Source organism: Bradyrhizobium sp. BEA-2-5, from assembly GCF_032918025.1.
GTDB lineage: Bacteria > Pseudomonadota > Alphaproteobacteria > Rhizobiales > Xanthobacteraceae > Bradyrhizobium > Bradyrhizobium pachyrhizi.
The window spans coordinates 5,145,679-5,164,521 of sequence record NZ_CP136629.1 but is presented as its reverse complement, the minus strand read 5'-3'; the positions used below and the strand labels follow the sequence as shown (position 1 = coordinate 5,164,521).

Here is an 18,843-nt window from a genome sequence, read left to right as displayed (position 1 = left end):
CTGGATGTCGCCTTTTGACCCAAATACGACATCAGCCTCTTCCACCAATCTGCCGATGCGCATATCATGCGTGTCTGACCAGAGGGTCGGCAATGAGACGGCGCGAGTTCATCATCTTGGCCGGAGCGGCTGCTGCCACTTGGCTGCCACCAACAGCCCTGCGTTCCGAAGAACGGGTAATCAAAATCGTCGCACTCGGCGATGCTCTGGCTACCAGCTACTATCTTCCCGTTGGGCGCAGGTTCTCCGACAGACTTGAATTTGCATTGAAGGCCAAAGGTCAATCGGTCACGGTTGTTGATGCAGGCAAGGGTAATGACACAGCAGCAAGGGGCCTTGCCCGCTTGAATCGCTCGGTTCCCGAGGATACCGATGCGGTGATCTTGGTACTCGGTGCGGTTGATATGGTCTTTGCCGTCGAGCCAAACATCACGCGCAAGTCCCTGGCAGCAATTATTGAAAACCTAAAAGCGCGGCGGATCGCCGTGCTTCTTTGCGGAGCAGCGCCTCACACCAGATTGGACGACCAACACAAGAGTGCCTTTGCGACCATGTTCTCCGGTCTTGCCGGCGAGTACGATGTGCTATTCTACCCTGCATTTGATGACGCGTTTATAAGCGATCCGTCGCTGAAGGAGATCGGCGACTTCAAGCCAAACGCGGCAGGGATCGAAGCTGTTGTTGCGCGCATATTGCCGAAGGTCGAGGCGCTGATCGATCAAGCACGTCACAGAGCCCATTGACTAACCATCATCGCCGCCGAGGCAATGAATAGCGCTGGGCCACTTCCCGTATTGGCCCATAGCTGACGGTCTGATGACCGTCGGGAACGTCGGCTCGTCGAGGTGAACCGGAAGTCCCCGTTTCGGTCGCTACGGGCGGCTTTTGACCCGCAGCGGACAAAATCAATGTTGAGGCAAGTTCTTAAATCTCCTGCGAACGGAGGAGGTGTTACAATAGCGGTGGCACTATCCCTATAGCCCCTCACGCAGCCCGCACCGGTCTCATGTCCAAGAATAGATACATCGTTAGAGCCGGACCGCAGATCTATCAGGCTGCGACAGCGGAAGACGCGCTTGCGCTGGGCGAACAGATGGCGGCCGAAGGAATCGAAAACGTGTGGATCATTGATCAGGATCGCCCAGGCTATATGCCCCTCGAATTCTTGCATACGCGCTCAAAGGCACCAGCCCCGTCAAGCGAACCGGCAGTCGGTGGCACTACCCCTCGCAGTAAACCTGACTGACGGAAGGTGATGACCGCTTCTGGCCCACAGCCGAACTGCCTGTGATCGGCCGCAAAGACCGCTCTCAGAGGAGAACCGGACCTGACGAGATGAGCGGCCGGACCGCCGCTTGTGACCCAAACCGACTATTCCGGCTGATGTTGCAGATGCTATGGATGTGGAATGTCGCTACTTTTGTGCGCGCTTGCCATCGTACTCCTCGGCATTGCCGGATGGGGTTTCATGTCCGTGATGGCAGAGCTGGCTAGGTCGTATCCTCAGGAGCCGTTGGACACCTTGTCTCGCAGATTTGAGGTCAATGAATTCATCTGGGGTCCCCGTGCGCCGCCGCGATTGCGGAAACAATACATCGTTACACAAGCTTGTGCGGTCCCGGCGTTCCTCTGCCTGGCGGCGCTGGTATGGATTAATGAGCCACGTCCCGATGTCCGCACATTGGGGGCTATTGCCTTTTGTGCCGTTTCAGTTCTCGCAGCCGTTTTGCTGGCTTGGAAGACCCTTCGGCGAGCGGGATGACATGTTCAGGAGCGGCAAGGCTGCTTTTGGCCCATCGCGACATTTGCTGCAACTGCACAAAGGTGGCCGGTGTCGGGGCAAACCGGACATCGAGTAAATTTATGAGTACGCGGCCTTAGGTATGACGGAGATTTTAGCAGAGTCATCGGACGCTAGCTGCTGACGAGAGCACAACGCTTATCGATGCTGTTGCGATCTCGGCATCGCCAGCTACTGCACCATGCCGGCCCCGACTGCCGCGCGCGCCTCACGCTCAAGCGCTGCCGCGTCGTAGGCCCGGCAGAACAGCGCCACGGCGCTTTCGCGATACCAGGCTCCGAACGATTGCAGCGCGGCGGCATCAGCAACCATCAGCGCGGCATGGGCAAGCGTCGTCGCATCGTCGAAACTGATCGTCTCGGCCATTCCTGCGGCCTCAAGCCGCTTCTGAAATGACCCCTCGTCGTGCAACGCCGCTTCGAGCCACTTGCGCGCGCTTGCCATCATGGCGTCGGAGGGATGATCGTATATTCTGGTCATTGATACAGTCTCATTGTTTGACTTTTGATGGTGCGGCGACGACTTGCCTACATTCCAGGAAGGCGGTCGCCGGTCACATCCTTAATCGCTTTCTGTCCCTCATGGAGCGCGTCGGCTACACCCAGAACAGCCCGAACCGGTAACCCAACGACAACTTCGGCTGCTCCGTTGAGGGTCGAACGAACCAAGCGATCAACCGGTCCGTGATCCACCGGCCGAATTGGTATTGGGTCCCGATTTTGGGTGAAGTCGCCGTAGCGCTGAGTTACCTCCGCCTCGCTGGGCTTCCGGCCAAGCTCGCGCTCCAGATCGCTCGCGATGCCACGCCGAAGGTCGATCGGGATGTCCGAATACTTGACCGTCACGTCCACCGTCGAGTTGTCCGGGCGGTTCGCGCTATCGAACGCGAACGTCTTGGGAGCGCCGAAGATGCCGCCACCGTCGACGCCGGGCGGCGTCCAGGTGTTCGAGCCCCACAGCGTGCCGGGCGTCTTGACGATCACCGGCAGGAGCAACCGGTTGATCATCGACTGAATATCGGCCTGCGTCGGCTGCTTGTTCGAGTTGCTGCGTCTAAACTCGTCCATCTGCGCAGACAGCGCATTGTTGAATTGCGCGATGCGCTTGTTGGTTTCCTCAAGCTGCGAACCCTTCTTGCCAGCCGTCGAGATGCCGACAGCGGCCAACTGCTGCGTGGCCTGGGAAAATGCTTCCGTCAGCTTCAAGCCGTCATCCTTCGCCTTGCGTTGGTCGCTCAACGCGCTGGTCTGGAGCGACGACAGTTCCTTGATGTCGGCGCGAGACAGCTTGTCGCGGTAATCGTTCAAATCGACTTGCGAGAAGAACTCCGGGTCCATCGCCGCAGCGCGCCGCATGCCATAGAGCATCTGCTCATCGCTCTGGATGTCGCGGCCCTTGCGCACCGTGTCCATGTAGCTCCAGGCCGACGATACCGCTTCCATGCCCGCCTGCTGCCGCACTTCCATCGGGATTTGGTCCGGCGTCTTGCCCTGGTCGATGTACTGCCACAGCGTAGCCTTGGCCGCCTGCTGCTGCGCCTGCTGCGCCTTGTGCTGCGTTTCGAGCATGCCGTTGATCCGCTTGCGCGTGAGTTCTTGAACCTGCGGGTCCTTGATCGTCGCGAGATAGCTCTCCATGTCGGTGAAGAACGATTGCGTGTCGCGGCCGGCCTGCGCCATGTTCACGCCGAGTACGGCATCCGCCTCCTGGTTGCGCCGCTTCTTGTTCACGCCGTCGTTGTGATCCTGGAGACCACGGATCGCCGTCGCGATCTCGGCCGGGCCGCCCGTGCGGATCGCGTCCGCTACCGAGTTCGGCAGCGTGCCATAGTTGTAAGCAACCGACGTGACCGCCGCCTTGGCCGGCGCGGACAACGCGTCCCACTTGTCCTGTCCCACGGACCCGGCGATCCGGCCCTGCGTCCCGACGATGCGCCGTTGCAGATCGCGCGCGGCGTCGGTCTCCGTCACGGTCATGCCGGGCTTGACCTCAAGGACCGTGCCGTCCTCTTTCGTCACCGTGTCGGAGCCAAAGCCAAGACGCCAGTGGTTCACGTCCCAATAAGGCGCGGTCTTGAAACCCTCGAACCGCTTGATCATGTCGAAGGCCGAATTGCCGGGAGCTGACTGGCGACCAGCAATGAAGTCGGCCGCCGCTTTCTGGGATTGAGTTTCCCTCAGCGGCACCTTGAGACCCTGCTCCAACGAGTACTTGTCATCGGCGGTCAAATGGTCCGCTTTGTCCTTCATGTACTTCTCAGCCGCCATCGGATCGGACTGCGCGATCCGCAGCGCGGTTTTCTTCACCGTGTCGGAGACGAAGTTTTGCTGTTCCTGCTGGCGCTTCTCAGGTGACCACCCGAGCTTGTCGCCAAGCGTGTGAAGTTCGAGTTGTCCCGCTGCGGTATATTTTTGCCACTGCGCTGCGTCCTGATAATGCAACAGCGCTTGGTTTTGAAAATTCTCGGCACCGCTCTTGGTTTCTTCGATCACGAACGATTTCAGCGCATTGCCTTTGTGGATCAAGCCGGTCCGGCGAGCATCGACATCGAGGCCATCGACGGCGCGATCGAACGTTCGCCTCTGCGAGGGCGTCAACCCAGACGAGGCGTCGCGCCGCAGCTTGTCGAGATCGCGCTGGTACTGCGGAAACGCATCAATCGCAGCCTGACCGCTTTTTTGCAGGTAGCCGCTTTCAGGATCGTATTGGAGCGTATCCTTGTCGCGAAGGTAGTTGTTCCGCGCCTGACGGACAACAGTTTCGTCCTCAAGCTGCCGCACGCGGGCCAGGGCATCGCTCGCCGTGTCCAAGCCCCTGCCGAGCGCATCAAGACCAGTTCCGACGTCCGCGCCGGCCGTGCTTGGCGTGGCCCGTACGTCAAGGTCTTGACGGAATTCGGGCCTCGGATCGACCGTGCGCTGATACTCAGGAACTTTGACCACGATTGCCTCCAAGAGAAAGTCCGGCCGGCGCGGACTGTTCTGCCGGGGCAGCTACCGACACGGGCGCCGCATCGGCGGGGAATGAGACGGACGGTGCGGCCAAAGCCGCTGTGGTCTCGATCGCAAGCTGAACAGCGGCGCGAGCCTGGGCGCGATTGAGCCGATCTCCCAAGCCTTCTAAGCTGAGTGCAACCTGTTCCTGGAATGCATTCACGCGGACGTGCTTGCCGATCAGTTCGAGGCGACGTAGGCGATCACTGAGTCTGATTTTTTTGACGTGACCGACTTGCCGACGCTCCTCGCCCGAGCCCTCATACAGCGCGTCGATTTCGACACCGGCAACGAGGCCCTGCCGCCAGATTTCCGGCCATTCCTCTATGGGTTTGAGATCGCCGCGCTTGTCATAGAGGTCAGCGAGATCAGCCTCGGCCTCTGCGACAAGACGATGGAGGACCCATACGGCGTCAACGCCTGTTCGCTCCGAGCGCGCTGCTTTCGCAGCGTCGATTGCGGCCCTGATATCGGGATGGCTCAAGAGCCGTGGGCCTTGCTTGTCAGCCGTTCCCCTCGAATATCCCGCACGGACAGCCGCCTGAGTGGCGTTCAGATCCAGTAGAAATTCTTGGACGAATAGCTGCTGCTTCGCGGTCAAAACCATGTCGCGAGACGTGCCACGCGAATGGTTGCCGCGAAAAACAACTACTGCATTTCCCCACATGGCGGAGGCACACATGGCACACTAGTGCAGCATCGAAAACGATAATTTGCGTGTGCAATCATAGGTTTAGGATAAAGTGACACGCATTTCTTTGAAAGGCCCCTAACACGTGAAGATTATGCCGGCTTTTATATCGGCGTACTGACGCATCTAATAAGAAGATGCCGGCATGTGTGCCACTTGACCCTAAAGCGTTGATATCTGCGCGTCTTAGACGAATTGGTTGCTACACTCGTGCACCACTGGTGTGCAATTGGTGACGTGCGGCGCGGCAATGCGACCGGATGAATGGGGCAGGGGCCTGGAATGAGTGGCGCGGATCGAATCCCACGGTGGGTTTGGCTCATCCCGGCCGCACTCTTAATCATAGCTCCGTTTGACTTGCCCTATGGCTACTACACGGTTCTTCGAATTGTGGTCTGCGGCTTTGCGGTAGCCGTTTTCTCTCAAACTTGGGAGAACAACGCGCCCACTCGCCCGTGGCCGTTGGCCTTCGTGGGTATCGCGATCCTGTTCAATCCGCTCGTTCCGGCACATCTTGACCGCGGTACCTGGTTGTATTTGGACATAGGAGCAGCGATCGCAATCGTTGCGCACCTCCTAACCGTGCGCGCCAAATCGAAAAACTATTCAGACCAATAAGAGACTTTAGAAATCTGATTGGTGTGAGTAGTCGCGTTCACGGCGAACGCGGACGCCAAACGCCTGATTGTTGTCGCATCGCCGGCAGTCGAACCAGTCTTGGCCTTCGGTCCTATGCGAAAATTGCAGGATGTTGATCTGTCCTTCGTTGAAGCACTTTGCACACGCTCGATGGAGCGGTTCTCCGCGAGATTCGGCAGGCTTTAGTTCGTAGGCAAAGGTACCGGCACCATAGTCCTTGAGCTGGTACCGATTACGTTCGTCAGCCTTGCTCTTTATGACGGCAAGTTGCTTCTCCAGTTCGTCAACTCGTTTCGACATCTCGAATTGCGCTTGCTGGGCAGACAGGATTTTCTCCTGCAACTCGATCACGGCAGCGTTCCGTGTCGCAGCGTTGTTGATGTCCTTCAGCGCTTTGGCCATGTCGAATGCAGTCTTCAGCGCGCTCGCACCTGCCATTGCCTCACTGATCATCTGATACCTTCCTCTACGTTCTGAGAAAGACGAGGCGAGTTTGATCGCCTCGTCGAGCCACGGTTATTTCCGGTACAGGGCCGGCTTGGCCTTGATGCCGGGCCACAACTCGCGGATTTGCTGGCAAGCTCCGCGGATGTCTCGCATTCGTACACTGTGGTCCGACGCTGCCCCGATGCGCTCACCAAGACGCACGTCGGCGACAAAGAGCAGGTCGCGACTTATTGCGCCAAGATTTCCATCTTGCTGATCGAGCAGCACCTGCATCATTGCAACGAGATACCGCGCCATCTCTCGACGGTTTTCACCGCGCCGGGCCTTGGTCTCGTCCCGCTTGCAGGCTCCGGGATCAGGAGCCTTCGCGACGCGCAGGAGGCCTGCTCCAACACGCGCGCCGCCCCGGCCGCCGCCGACAAGGAAATCGGGCTGGATCGAGACGGTAACGCCTTCGATGTTGATTGCGGGGAAATCTGGCGCTTCGCTCAGGGCCATGCTGCGCATGCCGAGAGCATTCTCGCGCTGATTGAACAGATCGATGATTTCGAGGCAGCGCAGGGCATCTTCGCGCCCCTTCGGCTTGATGGTTCGATCCTGGGCTTTTATGGTTAACACTTCCTTTACCCGAACCAGGGTTTCCTGAGGACGTCGAGGGTCGGCATTGTATGCGCGTAGCGCCCGCAAGGCGTCACCGTTCGCTGTCACGATCGGTGGTCGCGAAAATTTGCAGTCGTGCAGTACGTTCTGCTGCCCGTTGGGACGCATTATCAGATACTCGGCGAGCGCAGCAGCAGACATCCTTGGTTCCCGCCGCTCGCGGACGGAAGGATGAAGAAGAGGACCTAACGACATGGACGAAGACCTTTCTGTCGCAATCGACAACCATCGAACTCTATGGCTGACCGAAATTTCGCGCGCCACGTTCGACGATCAAGCTCTTGACGAGCTGGGTGGAGATGGAGGCGTGTTTGTCGTTCTGGAGGATTGCGCTGAGGGAAGGTTCGACGTGCTGGCCAAAGCGGCATCGGCTTGGGCCGGACAGAATTTGCTGAACCTTTTCGCTGCGAGCCTTCGCCGAACGCAAACTCACCTCTCAGTGGTTTCGTAATCGTCGGCGTCGAACGCCCTATGCGGACCGAGTGTGCAAGACAGCCTCCGGCGGTAGGGCCTCTTGACCTTTCAGAATCAGGCGTGCAGTGATACTGCACACGTGCTGGAGAAAGGCCGAGACGGCCACAGTCGTGATCAAGATGAAAAGCCGGGCTGCCTGGGGAGGATGTGCCCGGTTTTTCATTGCCGAATCAGCGGAGCCGATTTACCTGTATGTTGGTGCGGATGACTTCCGGAGTCTATGGAAGTTCCGCCCGTTTCCCACATTTCAGTGCAAAAAACTGCCCCTCGGAGGTGTTATCCACCAAGAGGCCGGGATTTCCCGTTGATCAAACCGGGCGAATCGGAGGCCGGACGCGATAACACGCCTGCGTCGCTACCAAGCGAGGCCTGCCAGCTTGATCCCCATTGCAACTGAACCAGTTGATCGACGGCTTATTTGAACGCCGGATGCCTTGAGCCTCTGCGAGAACGTATTCACAGGTGGCAGGAAGCGTTCGCTGTGCCCTTCCTCCAACGCCCAGCCCTTGAAGGCGGCATAGAGCTTGCCCGTACTGAGCCACCCATCGGGAGGTTCATTGTCGGTCCTGACCGTCTGTCCCGCCAGCCATTCGTTGACTGGATCGAGCATGAGCCAGCTTTGCAGTGCCTCCTTTGATGAAGCGGGTATCGTGTAGGCTTTGCGCTGGATCAGCCTTTGCGCGCCAGCGACGGCGAACTGGAGCAACAGATGCAATTCGGCGCTCCTGATGCGATCCGCGATGTCGGGAATGATCTCATCCCGTGGGATGGATCGATTAAACCTGACAACTACGAGCCGTCGCTGCAATCCTCGGTCTAGACCACCGTTGAAGCGCGGTAACGTGTTTGTGGTGAAGCAATGCAGCGCCCTGGGCCGGAAAGTGACGGCTGACCGGTAAAGGTCGCGCCCCTCTAACGGATCGCCAGTCACGGCCGCTTTGAACGCCTCGCCAGCAATGGCGCTGGCGGAAAGCTCGTCCGCAACGTTCGCGGCCTTGCCGGCAAGGTTGACGATGCGTCGTTCATCGCCGAAAGCGGCGGGTGGGATCGACGAGACCGCGCCGGCCGGCAGGAGAGACGAGAGCAGGCGCGCGATTGTGCTCTTGCCGTTGCTGGCGGTCTCGCCCAGGAATACGAAAGCTTTCGGTTGAGGCAGACGCGTTGCCAAACCGAGCGCCGCCGCGCCCAACATCTCGCCGATCAGCTGCTGTTTCTCGTGGGCGTCGCCATCGCCACGGAATGCACCGGAAAGGAGATGGTGCAAGTAGGAGCCGTCAGGCGGCTCCATATCGTCGTGCACCTTGAAATCAGCGGGTATCGTAAAGCGGAACCTATCGTCGGCGCTATGCGGTCGGAGGGCAGGGGTGCCCGCCTCATCAAACACGACGACACCGTTTGCAGCATTGATCCCGACCGTGGCGCATTCAAAAAAGTCAGACTTGCCAAGCTTTGCGCCCAACTCCGATAGTACACCGTCGATCATGCGTCTGCCGACTTTCAATGGCGTGCCCTTATCGCCGACGCGCGCACCATCGAACATGTGCACCATAAGGCGCATTCGTTGTTCCGGTATCTCGGACCACTGGCTTCCCTCAAAGGCCCAAAATCCGCCTTCGGCGCGCACCACGTACCCGCCGCGATCTCCCGACAACTCGCGAGCCAGAATGCCCGCGATTTCAACTTCGCTTCCCCATACGACATGATGCGCTGGCACCATACGATCCAGTTGACCGCCTGAATTAACTTCGGAGGCGGGCTGCGGCAGCACGCCGACAACGTCGAGCTGTCTGCTGGTGATATCTTGTTCTCGCCGTTTAAACTCGTCCGCACCGGCGACGCGGACAGGCTTGGCTGGCGAAACCTGCGCGACTAGACCGGCAGACGGAGCGGGCTTCTGGGCGGCCGCGAGCGGTGCTGATGGCGACCACGGCCGCACCGTCTCGCGCATGAACCCATCAAGCCGCCCCTTGCCCCAGCCGTCGCGGATCGCGTCCGCGGCATCCCAGCCTTTCGGCGGATCGTCGCGCATGACGTCCATCACGCGCACTGTACAGCCGAGACCGACGAGGATCGCGGCAATCTCGTTCGCGGTGCTGAGGCTCGGCCCGTCGGCGTCCGGCCAGATCACCACGTTGCGGCCGGCGAGCGGCGACCAGTCGGTGATGCTCGTCCAAGACACGACGGTCCGTTCGGTCGCGGTCTCCAATGCATCGCGGCAATCTTCACCGCCGACGATGATTACCTGCCGAGCAGTTCCGATCCGGTCTAGGCGGACATGTTGATTTATACCGCGCGCCGCCGCGAATATTTCCGGCGCAGCGACCACTGACGGTCCGCAGCCTCACGTCGTCGAATAATCTCGTCGGCAAGGCCGAGGCGCTGAACCACACCGAGCACGCGCAACCGAGACAGTTCGTCGCGAGCAGGATGGGTCACTCCGGTATAGAGCCAGCGTTGGTCAACCCAATCGATCCACAAATCATCTGCCCTCCGACTGAAATTGGCAGTGCAAGCGAAGGGCAGAATTTCGACCGAACCGCTCGTGTGCTTGCGGCAGATTAGGCGATAGCCACGATCGAAGATGACGAACGAACCGTCCGCCTCGGTCCACCACCCGTAAGGCAGGGGTGCCCAGCGTCGTTCTCGTTGCATTCCGCGCAACAGATTGGCGATGCCAGGATCAACATATTCAACGTCCTCGACGTCGAGAGCGCGAGCAACCGCGTTCATGTCCGTGCTCCCGTCCCTAAATGTCGTCGCCGGGATCTACGGCTGGATGCTTGTGAAGGCTATCCAACCCGTTCGGCGGACGCTTACGCGGCTCACGCGGGAATGGAACGACGTTGGGGGGGCGATTGTTTGAAATCAGCGCGCCGGTCTCAGCGCAAAAAATAGGTTCGTCGTCGCGAACGCGCTGGCCCGGAATTCTTGCACGCTTCATGGTTCAGCCCTCGTGGGGTTGCGAAGGTGGCCAGATCGTTGTATGAAGCGAAACAGTCACGATACGCCTATACGATTGGTCCGCCCGGTTCAGAGATGAGCCGGGCGTTTTCTTTTGCCCGGCATGGCAGATCAGGCGGCAATCTGGCGCGCGGCCTTAGCGCGCTTGATCACATCGACGATTTCAGAGCGCGGCCAGCGGCTCAGGTGGCCGAGTTTAACGGGCTTGGGAATAAGACCCCTTCGTACCCATTTGTGCCAAGTCGGTTTGGCGATTCCGAGGATCGCGCACCCCTCGATATCAGTCAGCAGGGGATCATGATGTTCGTACGTAGTAGACATGCTGCCTCCATTGATCTGAGGCAATCCTGCGTTATACGAATCTATATGTCATCGAAATCGCAGGGTACTTAATTGGACGATTACTTACCCAAGCTAGCCGCGTGTCGCTTGTACGCTTGCAAAACCGTTTCCGATTTGCGTGATCGGCCTTCCTTCATGTCTGATTTTTCGCTTACCATCTCGGCGACAGCCGCCGCAGCAGCGTCACGGGAAAGCCCGTCATTCATGTTGGCCCTGACGTTCAGCGCCAATAACTCGTCTCGCATTGTGATGAGCGGATCGTATCGCTTGCCGGCTTTGGCTGGCAATCTGCGCCTGGACACGAGATCGAAAGGCAGGGCAGCGGCAATCTCTGCCGGCACTGATGTCGCCGTCATGAATGCGAGGGCGCGCATGACCTCTGTCCCTGGCTGATGGCCGGCAAGGACGAAATAAGAAAACACGGTAGCATCACCCGCTTGTAGGCAGCGTATGATAACTAGATCGCGCGCCTGCTCTATCGGCATGTCAGCATCGGCGTAGCTGCGGGCGATCCATTCTGCCGGACTGACGTACTCATCCATCACCGCACACCAGCCCGCATCTCGATAAGCTCGCCGGTGGTCGGTACGTCGGCTTTGGCTTCATCCTTGCCCGTCGTCACGAACCTCGACCATCGATCCATCCAGCCGCGCCGGATGTCCAGGAGGTCTGACCTCATATAGCTGGCCTCGACCTTGCCCATGACCGAATGCGCCAGGATCATCTCGGCGATATCGCGTGGGCATCCTTTTTCCGCCAAGAAGATACGCAGGCTCGACCTGAAACCGTGCGGGCGCGCTTTCATCTCGCGACGCTGCATCAGCCGTGAGAGCGTCATATCGCTCATTGCTACGCCGCGTGGACTTGAGAAGATCAGGCCGTTGCGCGACTGAGGCTTTGCTTCTTCGATGATGGCCAGCACCTCAGGTGAGAGCGGAACACGGAAATCATTCGCCTTGCCCTTTTGTCCCTTCATCAGCTCTGCGGGCACGGTCATCACGTCGTCGACGATGTGATCGCGGCGAGCTAATCGCACGGGCGCAGATCGTAAGCCGCTGAGGATCAGGAAGCGAAGTGCTAGATGCGTTGCCGATCCATCGCTGAGCGATGCATAGAAAGCTGGCACGTCCTGCCAAGGCACCGATGGGATATTTTGGACCTCATGCCCCTGCGCGCCAAGCAATGCCTGTGCCTTCGCACACGCCTGTAGATCGACGGCATATCCAAGCGCGGCAGCGTGCTTCATGACAATGTTTAGGCGTTGAATTGCCTTCTCAGCCGTCGAGGCCTTCTCTTTCCAGATTGGCCGCAGAGTGTCACGGATCGCGATCTGATCGATATCGGCTACCGGCGTCTTGCCGAGCTTAGGCAGCACATGGTTTTCGAGCGGCCCATACCAGCGGCCCGCTTTCCCTTCACCTCGTAGGCCGGCTTTGCGCGCCTCGAAAGCGTCCTTCGCGACGTCCTCCAGCAGGTGAAGATTTCTCGCCGCATCCCTTCGGTGCCGCTCCCGCTCTCGTATCGGGTCTCGACCGTCACGCGCAACCGATCGCCACTTGGCCGCAGAAAGGCGGGCGTCGGCAAGCGACACATCCGCGATTGATCCGAGCCCCATGTGGCGTAGCCGGCCATGAACTGCCACACGGAGCATCCAGCTTCCCGTGTCCTTGCTCGACTTCAGCAGCCATAATCCGCCGCCGTCTCCGTACTTACCAGCGGGTGATTGCCTGACATGAACCGCGCTCAGCTTCTCTCGTGCCATCCCCAAAATCCATTACACACTTTGCTCCACACAGAAGATGTAGATGGCGAGATAACGGATGACAATGGAATATCATGAAAACACTCAGGATTTCAGGATTCCTGAATTTCAGAGTGGTAAAAGACAATAGCAGATAACGGAGGGGAATTGCCGATTGTTCTAGTCTGTGCGCTTCACCCGCTCCAATAATTTCAGGTACTTATCGAAATATTTGATCTTCATTCCGACAAGACGGCTGAATCCATTCCGACAAATGTTCACTTTCTGGCCGCCTGCTTGCGCCGCTTGATGCGCTTCATCTGTGCATCTTGCTTGGCCTCGTCGTCATGATGAAGGTAATGCGCCATCGCTTTGGTCGATGACCATTGGCCCTTCTTCATCAGTTGCGCTTCTGTGAGGCCGGACGTGCTCGCCTCGGTGGTCCCGCCATGCCGGCCAAACGACGTGAAGGTCAGCTCAGTACGCAAGCCTGCGGCCAGAATGATCTTCTTCGAAATGCGCTCGACTTGAGTCAGCATTTCGCCCTTGCTGCTCAACGACACCAAGCGAAATCAACTGCCTCGCAAGGCCAATTTCCGCTATCTTGCTCGCTCAACCGGACACGATGATCCCGGATGGATATGCTCGGCGCGATGGACCGGGCGAGATCCCGTCCGTGGTTAGGGGTGGGGGAAGCCATGCCGAGCTTCGTTCAGTTCCTGCAGAATTCGGGTGTGTACACTGCGCAAAATTTCATGATCGTTCCTCGGGGAGGCTTCAACCTGGTCTGTCTCCGCGACAGCAAGGACGTTGGCCTGTCGTATGATCGCAATCGACTACTGGTCGAGGATGTGCGGCTCGATGACGTCGAACGTGTCGCTCAGGAATACATCAAGACCCGCTTCAGGGAGCAGAAAGGCCAGGAGCGCGACGACCAGTTGCTGCGTCTACGTACAGCGCTGTATGCCACCGCACGGCCGGACGGCCCTGCGCGCGGCCTCAAGGTCTCGCCCAAAGATAAAGGCATTCCCGAGCTTAAAGCCGTACGCGGCAGCACAAGCATCAAGTTGGATGTCGCCATTCTGCCGCGCAAAGATTTCACGATCGCGTTCAAATTCCTCAAGCACCTCGATCAATCCGGCAATCTGATCAACGCCACGAGATGGACGCCGGACGACGTGCCCTGGTTCCTCACCAAGCTGAACTGGACGTTCGGGGCTCAGGCAAATATCTTTTTCACCCCGGCAGAGGCGACTTGGATTACGGTCCAGAAAGCCCTTGGACCAAAAATCTCGCGGGATGTTTTCCGTAAGGAAATCGTCCCGTTCAAGGTGCGCGGCGCCGATCTCACGTGCTTTCTCGTCGGCGACTATGACGCAATGGATAACGAGGCGGCTGGAGAGTATCTGCCCGACGAGCAGGTCTTCGTAGTTGTCGATCAGGGCAATCCACCCGTGTTCGATTATGGCGAGGCGTTCATTGGCGTCATGGCGCACGAGGTGGGTCACTTCCTGCACCACAAGCGGAACATTCCCGGAAGTGGGCACCATAACCGAAGCGGCATTTTGCTTTCCAGCGGCATGGAAAGCTTGTCCCTGGACAAGCAACTCGTCACCGACCTCAACGCGTGGTGAGAGCGCTTGTTCTCCGCTCACGCTTTGGCAGCAATGTACCCGTAATAATTCATAAGGAAGTCCCCAATCGAGAGAGGCTTCTGAGCGCCACCCTTGCCCGGATGCGGGATCGCGTAATCTCCTTTGCCCCATGTGAAGATCGTTGTCGTCACGTTTCCGCTCGACACTTGTATCCTGTCACGCAAGACGACCCAGTGCCGCGTTAGCACCGAGCCTTCATCCGACTGGTCGTCATATTCGATCATATTGGCGCTTATGAAGAGGCATACGCGATACCCCTTGTCGAGCAGGGTGTTGGCTTCGTTTACATCGGCGATGCCTTTGTTGAATCGCGAAATGTTGGTATTCTCGCGCACGTCCCGGTATCCGGCCTTGCGGAACCATTGCTCCATCTCGCTCGGCAGGGTGACGCCGGCAAGATCGCTGATTCTGCCCGTGTCGTCGAAATCGAGGAACCAATTCTCTGAATCGCGTATGGAGGCGCACGTCAGCCAATCGACGTGGTCCAGCGACCAGGGCGGCGTGTAGTTCCTCACATCCTTTCCCGGCTTGATCAGCAGGCGGCCAAGAGGCGCCTGTCCCTTCTGATACAGGTCGATCGCGAACCGCGCGTAGTGCCCTGGCCTATCGGATGCGTAGCTGAACATCAGCGCGGAGGGCCCGCACAGACTTCCCTGATCCTGATCGATGAGGCTCGGCTTCGCGATGCGCCTGAGAATACCTATGCCGACGCGGTGCGGATCGAGCTTCGGAAAGAACGTGGTCCTCGTGTTCTTGAGGAAATCGCAGACCATTTCTGCGGCGAGTTTCTTGTGATCCGAATTGAGGTCGTACGGTCCGATCCCAAGCCACTTCTTCTGTTCGTCGCCGACGAAGAGGTTGATGAGCTTTTTCGAAGTAGCGGAGAGCGTTCTGGAGGTGTTCGCAATGGTGAGGAGGTCGTCCAGCTCGTATGCGGTGACCATGCCGTCCGTGACGGTGGCCCGGATGATATCGACCACCTCCGCGTAATCCAGCCTGGAATCGTCAAGCAGACCCCTGCGAAGCGCGGCATCGACGGATGGCGTCGCGATCCCGTCCCATTGACCCTTTGGAGGAGGAGGCTTGGCGGCTGCCTTTGTCGCGAGGTCGACGAGCCGAGTGAATGTCGGCCCGCCGGGCCGGATATAGCCGTCCGGCGTGCCCGGGAAGTTCTTTTTCTGGAAATACAGGATCGAGTTGTAGAGGCTGTCGCTGGCGTGACCCGTCACGACCATTTGCGGTTTGAGCGTGGTCTCGGCTCCTCCGTCGGAAATGGCGATCTTGTTGAGCAGCGAGATGACCAGCTCCTGGTCTTGCTTCCAGTTCTGGAAGCTGCGACCCGTCGCGGCAAACCGACCGACTTTGTCTTTCAATTGCGGCATGAGCAATCACCAGCAATATGATCGTTTTCAGTGGCGGATTGCGGGCTCTACTATCGCGTTGGTGGTCGGCTGAAGTGTCCAAGCAAGCTTGTCGATGAACTCGTACTCAAATAGCGCCTGCGGATCGGTTCCGAAATAATATCCATACTGATGCAGAATCTTGGAGCCCTTGGCGACCATCTCGCGCTTCCATTTCAGGTCCTTGGCAGAGCTGAACTGAAATCCAATCACCACCGCATAGTTTTCGTACGCTTCGGCCACTTGCAGAATGGTCGCGCGCGTCAGGATGCCAGCAGGGTCTTCCAGACCTTGAACTCTGAACGCGGTGATGCGGTTCATCAGATTTGATGCAACCTCCTCCTCGGACCAACCCATGACGCCCGCTGCAACGCCCTTTGCGAAGCCCTCCTTGATGAACTTGACTTGAATGTTCTTGAACGCCTCCCGAGCCGCGACCTTGTCGGCCACCATGAGGACCAGATCAGGAATCATCGCAGCGATATTCTCGGCCTTGAAAGCCTCCTTTAAACCCGCCTTGAAGCCAGCTTTGGCCGCGCTCCAAAATCCTTCGCCGGCGACGGAGCCTGCCGGCGGCGGCGGGACCTCTGGCGGAGTTGGTGTGTTCCGCGGGACCTTCAGTCTCACCTCCGGTGCCCGGAAGTCGAGCGCTTGAACGCCTCTCCTGCGCATCGCAACGAGCGTTCCTCCGCTGTCCCTGGTCAGAAACACCGGATTCTTGATGCCGCGAGCCACTCCGCCTGCCCTGACCTGGGCGACCACATCGGAATCGAACGCGGAAAGCCCGTGATTCAAACCCTCATTGCCCCACTTCCAAACTTGCGCCCGAGGGACCTGGGTCATCATTCTGTCTTCGACGATCCGCAAGTCGGTGAGCAATTTTTCGCCGGACTGAGCGCGCGCTCCCTTCAAGAATTCAAACTTGACGCGTGGTGAGATCAGAACCTCGTGACCGTCCTTGGCCAGATTGAGAATTTCATTCTCAAAACGTCGGCTGAGCGCTTTCTCGGCGGCGCTCGCCGCAGCTCTTTGTCCGTTCTGTATGTCTATAAGAATGTTGGTATCGAGCCAGACGGGGGGCTTTAAAGGCGCCATTGCGACAACACCATTGGCATAAACCGGCCTAGGACGCATTTGCGTCGGCGAGCCTATCCCTCAGTCGCATCTGCCGAAGTGCCGGTTCAAGCGGCTTTCGATATCGCCATGCAAGTTCGACCTTGCTTTGGTGCTGGCGCGATCCCACGACTTCGGCGATGCATCGACAATGTCGGCGCGCTCTTCGCCACCCTTGCAGGGCTCGTGGGTAGAACGGCCGGCGGCTTCCGATCGGCTTCACCAACGGTGAGATTCCATCGCAGGTCAGACGTCTGCCGCACCCTCGATCGCAGACATGCGATCGTCAGCGCGCGCCCTTCGGCTTGGAGCCAAGCAGATTATGCGTCCCACTGACGCTTAGCGTTCCCGAGCACTCGAATCCCCCGAAAATTCCACAGGAGCCGGTGACGGTGACGCGCAAGTTCTTGCGTTGATACAGGTCGACCGAAACGCCAAATCGCGAAAAATCATTCGCGCTGTTCGGCAGGATCAGGTCGATGTGATCGATCGCCCAGCGCGGCAGGTGAGGATTGCTCTTCCAGAACAGTTCATTGACGGCGTGGTGTCCGAAATTCGGTCCGACCGTGAGGGCGCCGTCTGCGCCCTCGAACACGAAGCCGGTCTCGTCGATGTGAACATTGACCCGGTCCGGCGCTACCGCGAAATGCAGCGACGTGATGTCTTGCGGCTGCGGGTCCTTGCCGAACTGCGCACTATAGTCGTCGCTCCATTGCCCCCGGCCGCGCCCCAGCCCGAAGCCGTGCCGGCCCGGAAGGTCCCGCGTCGAGAGCGGCCGGTCGGATAGCTTTGGGCGCCAGATCTCCCGGAATCCCTTGCCGATTGTGGCTGCCATCGACAGATCGAGGGCCCAATGCGACGGCTTCTCCGGGCTTTTGCCTTCGGCGAAGGCGTCGAATCCGTCCGACGTCTTGGCAATGCGCAGCGTCTTGATCAGGTCTTCCCAGTCCTTGGGCAGGAACGTGACGCCGTCGAGCGTGCTCGTCGCGGCCGCGACGCCATACTTCTCCAATTGGCGTCGGATATAGGCCTTCTCGTCATAGAGGCGGACATTGGGATTCGGCCCCGCGAAATATTTCGACAGATCGATCTGCGGCCGGAGCATGGTCAGCCGCGCCGCGATCTTGCGGTAAGTGTCGGTTGTGGTCGGGTCGGTGGTCGTCACGGGGCTGCCCTCCGAGTGAAAGCCAGTCCCCGATTTGTCTGGTCTGGCCGGGGCCGGGTTCAACTGAACCTCCCAACCGGAAACGCCGACCACCATTCGTGGAGCAGTGTAAAGAGCAAGGACGGTCCGATGTCGCTTCGGAGCAGGGTGCTAGACGTACTCAACGGCCCGGCGGTCGCGCGCATTCGCTTCCGGTTTCCGATCCGTGGCAGCCACGTGACGATTGCACCGCAAACGTTCCATCACGTCGCTCGCGCGATCCGGTTGGGACAGGTCAGCGTCAGAGTTCCGACGGACCTCGCGGCAAATGTTGCGGCACAATATAACGACGTCGCGCGGACCCGGGCGGACGGTACGGTCGTTGCGGCGAATACGCTGGAGGTCGTGTCGGCGACGGGGCGAATGGACGAAGCCTATATCGTCCACGAGGCCTTGCATGCGGCTTACGATCTGCTGCGTACCGGCCTTGACGGCAATGCGGAGGAGGCGTCCGCCTATGTCTGCACAGCGCTCTACTGCCGCATGACAGGCCTGCCGCGACCCCGCTGGGCGAACGGTCCGATCTACGCCAATGCCGCCGAGGTCGCCCGAACGCTGCTGTCGCAATATCAGAAGGGTGATCCCGGCATTCCCTGGGTCGGCGAGCATGAATGGCGGATGCTGCGCGCCGGTGTCGGCCTTAGTACGGTCTATGCCAGCGGACCCGGCGGCATTGTCACCGGGTGGCTGCTCGGCCAACAATACACCCACGACGGCTGATC

General features: G+C 59.0%; 19 protein-coding genes. 5 read left to right on the top strand and 14 right to left on the bottom strand.

From position 1 onward, the window contains the following. Positions 1-92 precede the first annotated feature (92 nt). Positions 93-743, top strand: coding sequence for a GDSL-type esterase/lipase family protein (locus tag RX327_RS24255; protein WP_317247339.1), 651 nt, complete (start codon positions 93-95; stop codon positions 741-743). 1,229 nt (positions 744-1,972) lie between these two features. Here RX327_RS24255 and RX327_RS24250 read toward each other — a convergent pair. Genes RX327_RS24250 through RX327_RS24240 form a run of 3 tightly spaced genes read right to left on the bottom strand, consistent with a single transcriptional unit; the run spans position 1,973 to position 5,401 of the window. Continuing rightward, positions 1,973-2,281 carry a hypothetical protein gene (locus tag RX327_RS24250; RefSeq protein ID WP_317247338.1) on the bottom strand — a complete coding sequence of 103 codons (309 nt, stop codon included), beginning with the start codon at positions 2,279-2,281 and terminating at the stop codon, positions 1,973-1,975. A 47-nt stretch (positions 2,282-2,328) separates the two neighbouring features. Then, a complete protein-coding gene (locus RX327_RS24245; protein WP_317247337.1) occupies positions 2,329-4,743 on the bottom strand; it encodes a lysozyme in 2,415 nt (804 codons plus the stop codon). Then, positions 4,727-5,401, bottom strand: coding sequence for a terminase small subunit (locus tag RX327_RS24240; RefSeq protein ID WP_317247336.1), 675 nt, complete (start codon positions 5,399-5,401; stop codon positions 4,727-4,729). Before RX327_RS24240 ends, RX327_RS24245 begins: the two co-directional genes overlap by 17 nt. Positions 5,402-5,749: 348 nt before the next feature. Here RX327_RS24240 and RX327_RS39300 point away from each other — a divergent pair, with 348 nt between their 5' ends. Further along, complete coding sequence (locus RX327_RS39300; protein ID WP_410712076.1) at positions 5,750-6,103, top strand: DUF6804 family protein; 354 nt, start codon at positions 5,750-5,752, stop codon at positions 6,101-6,103. 6 nt (positions 6,104-6,109) lie between these two features. Here the strand turns inward: RX327_RS39300 and RX327_RS24235 are convergent, their stop codons facing one another. Further along, positions 6,110-6,577: a hypothetical protein gene (locus tag RX327_RS24235; protein WP_317247335.1), complete on the bottom strand. Its 468-nt coding sequence runs from the start codon at positions 6,575-6,577 to the stop codon at positions 6,110-6,112. Between the two features lie 63 nt (positions 6,578-6,640). Continuing rightward, on the bottom strand, positions 6,641-7,372 hold the full coding sequence (locus RX327_RS24230) for a hypothetical protein (RefSeq protein ID WP_317247334.1): 732 nt from the start codon (positions 7,370-7,372) through the stop codon (positions 6,641-6,643). A 52-nt stretch (positions 7,373-7,424) separates the two neighbouring features. On the opposite strand from RX327_RS24230, the gene RX327_RS24225 reads away from it, so the two are divergent. After that, positions 7,425-7,682, top strand: a complete 258-nt coding sequence (locus tag RX327_RS24225) for a hypothetical protein (protein WP_317247333.1) — start codon at positions 7,425-7,427, stop codon at positions 7,680-7,682. 378 nt (positions 7,683-8,060) lie between these two features. Here RX327_RS24225 and RX327_RS24220 read toward each other — a convergent pair whose 3' ends face one another. The 6 genes from RX327_RS24220 to RX327_RS24195 form a co-directional block, all read right to left on the bottom strand. Next, positions 8,061-10,031, bottom strand: a complete 1,971-nt coding sequence (locus tag RX327_RS24220; protein WP_317247332.1) for a DUF5906 domain-containing protein — start codon at positions 10,029-10,031, stop codon at positions 8,061-8,063. After that, positions 9,989-10,435 carry a hypothetical protein gene (locus tag RX327_RS24215; RefSeq protein ID WP_317247331.1) on the bottom strand — a complete coding sequence of 149 codons (447 nt, stop codon included), beginning with the start codon at positions 10,433-10,435 and terminating at the stop codon, positions 9,989-9,991. Before RX327_RS24215 ends, RX327_RS24220 begins: the two co-directional genes overlap by 43 nt. A gap of 342 nt (positions 10,436-10,777) precedes the next feature. Further along, a complete protein-coding gene (locus RX327_RS24210) occupies positions 10,778-10,987 on the bottom strand; it encodes a helix-turn-helix transcriptional regulator (RefSeq protein ID WP_317247330.1) in 210 nt (69 codons plus the stop codon). A gap of 80 nt (positions 10,988-11,067) precedes the next feature. Then, positions 11,068-11,550: a hypothetical protein gene (locus tag RX327_RS24205; protein ID WP_317247329.1), complete on the bottom strand. Its 483-nt coding sequence runs from the start codon at positions 11,548-11,550 to the stop codon at positions 11,068-11,070. Beyond that, positions 11,550-12,770 carry a tyrosine-type recombinase/integrase gene (locus RX327_RS24200; RefSeq protein WP_317247328.1) on the bottom strand — a complete coding sequence of 407 codons (1,221 nt, stop codon included), beginning with the start codon at positions 12,768-12,770 and terminating at the stop codon, positions 11,550-11,552. Before RX327_RS24200 ends, RX327_RS24205 begins: the two co-directional genes overlap by 1 nt. 257 nt (positions 12,771-13,027) lie before the next feature. Further along, on the bottom strand, positions 13,028-13,288 hold the full coding sequence (locus tag RX327_RS24195; RefSeq protein ID WP_317247327.1) for a hypothetical protein: 261 nt from the start codon (positions 13,286-13,288) through the stop codon (positions 13,028-13,030). Positions 13,289-13,384: 96 nt separating this feature from the next. Between RX327_RS24195 and RX327_RS24190 the strand changes: the two genes are divergently transcribed. Beyond that, positions 13,385-14,383: a hypothetical protein gene (locus RX327_RS24190; RefSeq protein ID WP_050384794.1), complete on the top strand. Its 999-nt coding sequence runs from the start codon at positions 13,385-13,387 to the stop codon at positions 14,381-14,383. Positions 14,384-14,400: 17 nt separating this feature from the next. Here the strand turns inward: RX327_RS24190 and RX327_RS24185 are convergent, their stop codons facing one another. From RX327_RS24185 to RX327_RS24175, 3 genes are all read right to left on the bottom strand, one after another. Next, positions 14,401-15,786 carry a hypothetical protein gene (locus RX327_RS24185; protein ID WP_317247326.1) on the bottom strand — a complete coding sequence of 462 codons (1,386 nt, stop codon included), beginning with the start codon at positions 15,784-15,786 and terminating at the stop codon, positions 14,401-14,403. Between the two features lie 27 nt (positions 15,787-15,813). Further along, the gene (locus tag RX327_RS24180) at positions 15,814-16,899 is read right to left on the bottom strand and encodes a hypothetical protein (RefSeq protein ID WP_028335393.1); all 1,086 of its coding nucleotides are present in this window, start codon (positions 16,897-16,899) and stop codon (positions 15,814-15,816) included. Positions 16,900-17,203: 304 nt separating this feature from the next. Beyond that, positions 17,204-18,082: a hypothetical protein gene (locus tag RX327_RS24175; RefSeq protein WP_283089570.1), complete on the bottom strand. Its 879-nt coding sequence runs from the start codon at positions 18,080-18,082 to the stop codon at positions 17,204-17,206. Between the two features lie 129 nt (positions 18,083-18,211). Between RX327_RS24175 and RX327_RS24170 the strand changes: the two genes are divergently transcribed. Next, positions 18,212-18,841, top strand: coding sequence for a hypothetical protein (locus tag RX327_RS24170; RefSeq protein ID WP_157347089.1), 630 nt, complete (start codon positions 18,212-18,214; stop codon positions 18,839-18,841). Positions 18,842-18,843 lie beyond the last annotated feature (2 nt).